A 4044-nucleotide genomic window follows, 5' to 3' on the forward strand; every position below is an offset into this window, starting at 1 on the left:
CCTTCACATCACCCGGCCTGCGACGGTCCCACCGGCAAGATGCCAGTGTGGTCGTGGTGAGCGTCGATCCCCCTCGCGACCCGGGGACGGCGCCGCCCGTCGGTGGACCAGCGCGGGCGTTGCGGATGACCGGGACGGGCCAGGTCTCCGGCCTCTCCCGCCCGCGTGGGCTCCGTACCGTGCGGGTGGAACCCACCCTGCGGGACGGCTGGGCGGTGGCCGATCCGTCCCGGGACCTTCTCAAGATCGCAATTTTCGGTCGGGACGGCTCCTCGGACGAGATCGACGTCGGGATGCTCCGCGGGTGCGGGCTGACCCGGGGCGCGCTCGCGGTCACGACGGCGGAGCCGCCGGGGCATCTGATCGTCGTCGGGGCACGGGACGACGACATGGTGACCGCCGCCCGGGCCATCGAGGGCATGGGCGGGGGCTATGTGGTGGTCGACCAGGGCTGGGTGCGGGCGGCGTGCGCGCTGCCCCTACTCGGGGTGATGAGTGACGCGCCCTGGGAGGCGGTGCTGGGAGAGCTGGCCGCGGTGGACACGGCCGCAGCCGATCTCGGCTGCCGGCTGCCGTTCCCGCTGCGCACGCTGGCCGGATGGGGCTGCGCCCTCTACACCCGGCCCTGACATGTCCACCTCAAACCTGTCGCCTCCCTCTCCGCAGTTCGTGCCAGCATCGGTAAGGTAACTCTGGGTGATGGTGGGGGTGTCGGCCTGGGTCGGTGCGGGTGGAAGCTGGCGATAACGCAGGTGAGATAGCGCAGGTGAGGTGATGAACGCCGCCGCCAAGCAAGATCAGAACTACGTCACTGAGCGTCCGTCTCGATGAACATCCACGTAACCTTCCGCCGTTATGGTCGGTTCTCATGCAGCGTTCGTCCGCCTGCCTGCCCGACCCCCGGGCCGCCGGCCGGCTTCCCGCGTCGTCCCCTCCCGTGCTTCCTTCCACTGGTCGGACCACTGGTCGGATCGGGCGGGGGAGGCCGCTGTGACGACTAGCGGTGCGACGGCCGTCATGTTCCGTCCACGCACGGTAGGGGAGGCAGTGGAGATGCTGGCCACCGCCCGTGACGCCGGCAGGGCGGTCGATCTGCTGGGCGGCGGCACCGATCTCGTCCCCGCTCTCCGGTCCGGCGAGCGTCGGCCGGGAGCGGTGGTCGCCCTGCGCCGGGTTCTGGAACTGCGGGTCCGCGGCGCCGGGGCGGATTCGCTCACCGTCGGTGCGGGCGTGACTTACACCGATCTCGCGGGCTGGTCACTGTCGCCTGGCCTCGCCCTCGCCGCCCGAGTGGTCGGTTCCGCGCAGGTCCGCAACCTCGGCACGGTCGATGGCGCGCTGGGCTCGGCACGTCCCACCGGCGACCTGCTCACCTTCCTCACCGCCGCGGACGCCGAGATCCTCGTGGCCTCGCCGCGCGGACCCGGCCGGATGACGCTGCCCGCGTTCCTCGCCGACGGGCTCGCCCCCGACGCCCTGGTCACCGCGGTAAGGCTGCCGCGGCCGGCCGGACCGCAGAGCTATCTCAAGATCGGGGGCAGGCAGGCCGCCTACCAAGCGTTGGTGTCGTGCGCCGTCCTCGTCGACCGGATGCGCCATCGACTGGCCTGCGCGATCGGGGGGGGTCGGCTGCCGATCCGGATAACCGTCGCCGAGCGGTTCGCACACGACGAGGTGGACTGGTCCGCAGGGGCTGCGTCCTCGTCGGCGGCCCGCCGGTTCGGTGAGCTGGTGAGCGAAGCGGTCTGGCGGGCCGGGCCGGAGCTCGCGGCGGGTCCGCGGGTCTCCGCCGACTACCGCCGGCATGCTGCCGGCGTGCTGGCCGCCCGGGCGTTCACCCGATGCCTGGATGCCGCGGGGGCGCCGGTGGACCCTGGAGCCGGGCAGGACGCCCGGCCATGACCGCCCGTTTCGCGGGGGAGGTCCCGGCCGGACCGCCGGCCGGGTCGTCCTGGCCGGACGACGGTGTCGTCGCGCCGTATCACCTCCATGTCGACGGCTTCCTGCACACGGTGGCCGGCGCCTGGATCGGGGACTCCCTGCTCACCGTCCTGCGGGACGTCATCGGGGTGACCTCGGTGAAGGACGCGTGCGAGCAGGGGCGCTGCGGTGCCTGCTCCGTTCTCCTGGACGGCCGGTTGGTGGCGTCCTGCACGGTGCTCGCCGCGGACGCCGACGACGCCCAGGTGATCACCGTTACCGGTCTGAGGACGGCGGGACCCGCCAGGGCCGTGCGGGCGGCGTTCCTCGAGGAGGGCGCCGTGCAGTGCGGCTTCTGCACCCCAGGGTTCGTGGTCGCGGTGACGGACCTGCTCACCCGGCGGCCGGATGCGGACGAGGAGGAGACCAGGGAATCGTTGGCCGGCAACATCTGCCGGTGCACCGGTTACGGCCGGATACTCGCTGCCATCAGAACAGTGCAGGCTGAGCGGGGCACCCTGCCTTCGGGGGATACACCTGCTCCGCCCCACCGGGGGGTGGGCCGATGAGTCCGGGGATCGGTCGTCCGGTGCGTCGTCCGGACGGGCCGGACAAGGTGACCGGTAGCTTCTCCTACGTTGGTGATCTGCGTGTTCCGGGGATGGTGCATGCCCGCACCCTGCGATCGCCCCATGCCCGGGCGCGGATCCGGCGCGTCGACGTCGACGCCGCGCGCCGGCTGCCCGGCGTCGTGGGGGTGGTGACCGCCGCCGATGTCCCCGGCACGGCCACCTACGGGCTGATCGTCGCCGACCAGCCGGTGTTCGCCGCGACCGAGGTCCGGTACGCGGGGGAACCGGTCGCCGCCGTGGCTGCGGTCGACGTCCGGACCGCGCGCCGGGCGCTCGCCGCGATCGAGGTGGACTACGAGCCGCTGGCACCTTCGACCGACCCCGACCGGGTATGGCAGCCGGATGCCGAGCCGCTGCATCCGGCGGGCAACCTGTACCGCGAGATCGAGCTGCGCCACGGCGATCCCGACGCGCTCGGCCCGGTGGTGGTCGAGGACCACTACCTCGTCGGGATGCAGGACCAGGCGTTTCTCGCTCCCGAGGCGGCCCTGGCGATGCCGGCCGCCGATGGTGGAGTGGACATGCGGGTGGCGACCCAGTGGCTGCATTCGGACCGGGAGCAGATCGCGGCCTGCCTCGGTCTCCCGGAGGAGCTCGTCCGGCTCGCCCTGGCCGGTGTGGGGGGTGCCTTCGGCGGCCGGGAGGACGTCACCCTTCAGATCCACGGCGCCCTGCTCGCCCGGGCTACGGGGCTTCCGGTGCGGATCGCCTACGACCGGGTCGAGTCCTTCCTGGGCCATCCGCACCGGCATCCGGCCCGGATGTGGTTCCAGCACAGCGCCACCGCCGACGGGAACCTGGTCAGCGTGCGGGCGCGGCTGGTGCTGGACGGCGGTGCCTACGCGTCGTCCTCGCCGGCGGCGCTGGCGAACGCGGTCACCCATGCCGCGGGTCCGTACCGGGTCCCGAACGCCCACCTGCACGGAGTCGTCGTGCGGACCAACAACCCCCCGTGCGGCGCCATGCGGGGGTTCGGGGTGCCGCAGGTGACCATCGGTCACGAGGCCCAGATGGATCGGCTGGCCGACGCCCTCGGCATGGATCCGGTGGGCCTGCGCGTCCGCAATGCCGTCCGACCGGGGGATGTGCTGCCCACCGGTCAGGTGATGGGCGCACCGCTGCCGGCGCGGGAGGTCATCGAGGCGGTGGCCTCGCGTCCGCTTCCGCCGGCGATGCCGGCGAATGTCGCGGTGACCGCGTTGCCCGGCGGCCGACCGGCCGCGGCCGAACCGGGCCGGGTCCGTCGGGGGGTCGGCTACGCCCTGGCCTACAAGAACCTGCTCTTCTCGGAGGGCATGGACGACTCCTCCGTCGCCCGTGCCCGCCTGGAGTTGGCTGAGGACGGAACGGTGCGGGCCCGGCTGCACAGCGCGTGTGCCGAGGTGGGCCAGGGATTCGTGACGATCGCGGGGCAGATCGCCGGATCTGTCGCTGCTCTTGTGATCGAACTGGCCCTCTCATGATCGTCTATTGGTGTCGTGCTGCGATGATC

3 protein-coding genes and 1 pseudogene are annotated in these 4044 nt (G+C 72.6%); all 4 read left to right on the plus strand.

From position 1 onward, the window contains the following. Positions 1–629 (plus strand): adenine deaminase C-terminal domain-containing protein (locus ACY45C_RS16755; RefSeq protein ID WP_462188508.1); only part of this gene is annotated, 629 nt, incomplete at its 5' end. Between the two features lie 388 nt (positions 630–1017). Then, positions 1018–1902: an FAD binding domain-containing protein gene (locus ACY45C_RS16760; RefSeq protein WP_462188511.1), complete on the plus strand. Its 885-nt coding sequence runs from the start codon at positions 1018–1020 to the stop codon at positions 1900–1902. Further along, positions 1899–2489: a (2Fe-2S)-binding protein gene (locus tag ACY45C_RS16765; protein ID WP_462188509.1), complete on the plus strand. Its 591-nt coding sequence runs from the start codon at positions 1899–1901 to the stop codon at positions 2487–2489. The genes ACY45C_RS16760 and ACY45C_RS16765 overlap by 4 nt, the downstream gene beginning before the upstream one ends. After that, positions 2486–3973 (plus strand): annotated as a pseudogene (pucD, locus tag ACY45C_RS16770) (xanthine dehydrogenase subunit D); the annotation flags it as partial. The gene ACY45C_RS16765 and the pseudogene pucD, both read left to right, overlap by 4 nt. Positions 3974–4044 lie beyond the last annotated feature (71 nt).

This window comes from Frankia sp. CcWB2 (genome assembly GCF_977927585.1).

Excerpts from the sequence above, each read along its gene's own strand:
- ACY45C_RS16765 (WP_462188509.1), top strand. The coding sequence starts at position 1,899 with ATGACCGCCCGTTTCGCGGGGGAGGTCCCGGCCGGACCGCCGGCCGGG.
- ACY45C_RS16760 (WP_462188511.1), top strand. The coding sequence starts at position 1,018 with ATGTTCCGTCCACGCACGGTAGGGGAGGCAGTGGAGATGCTGGCCACC.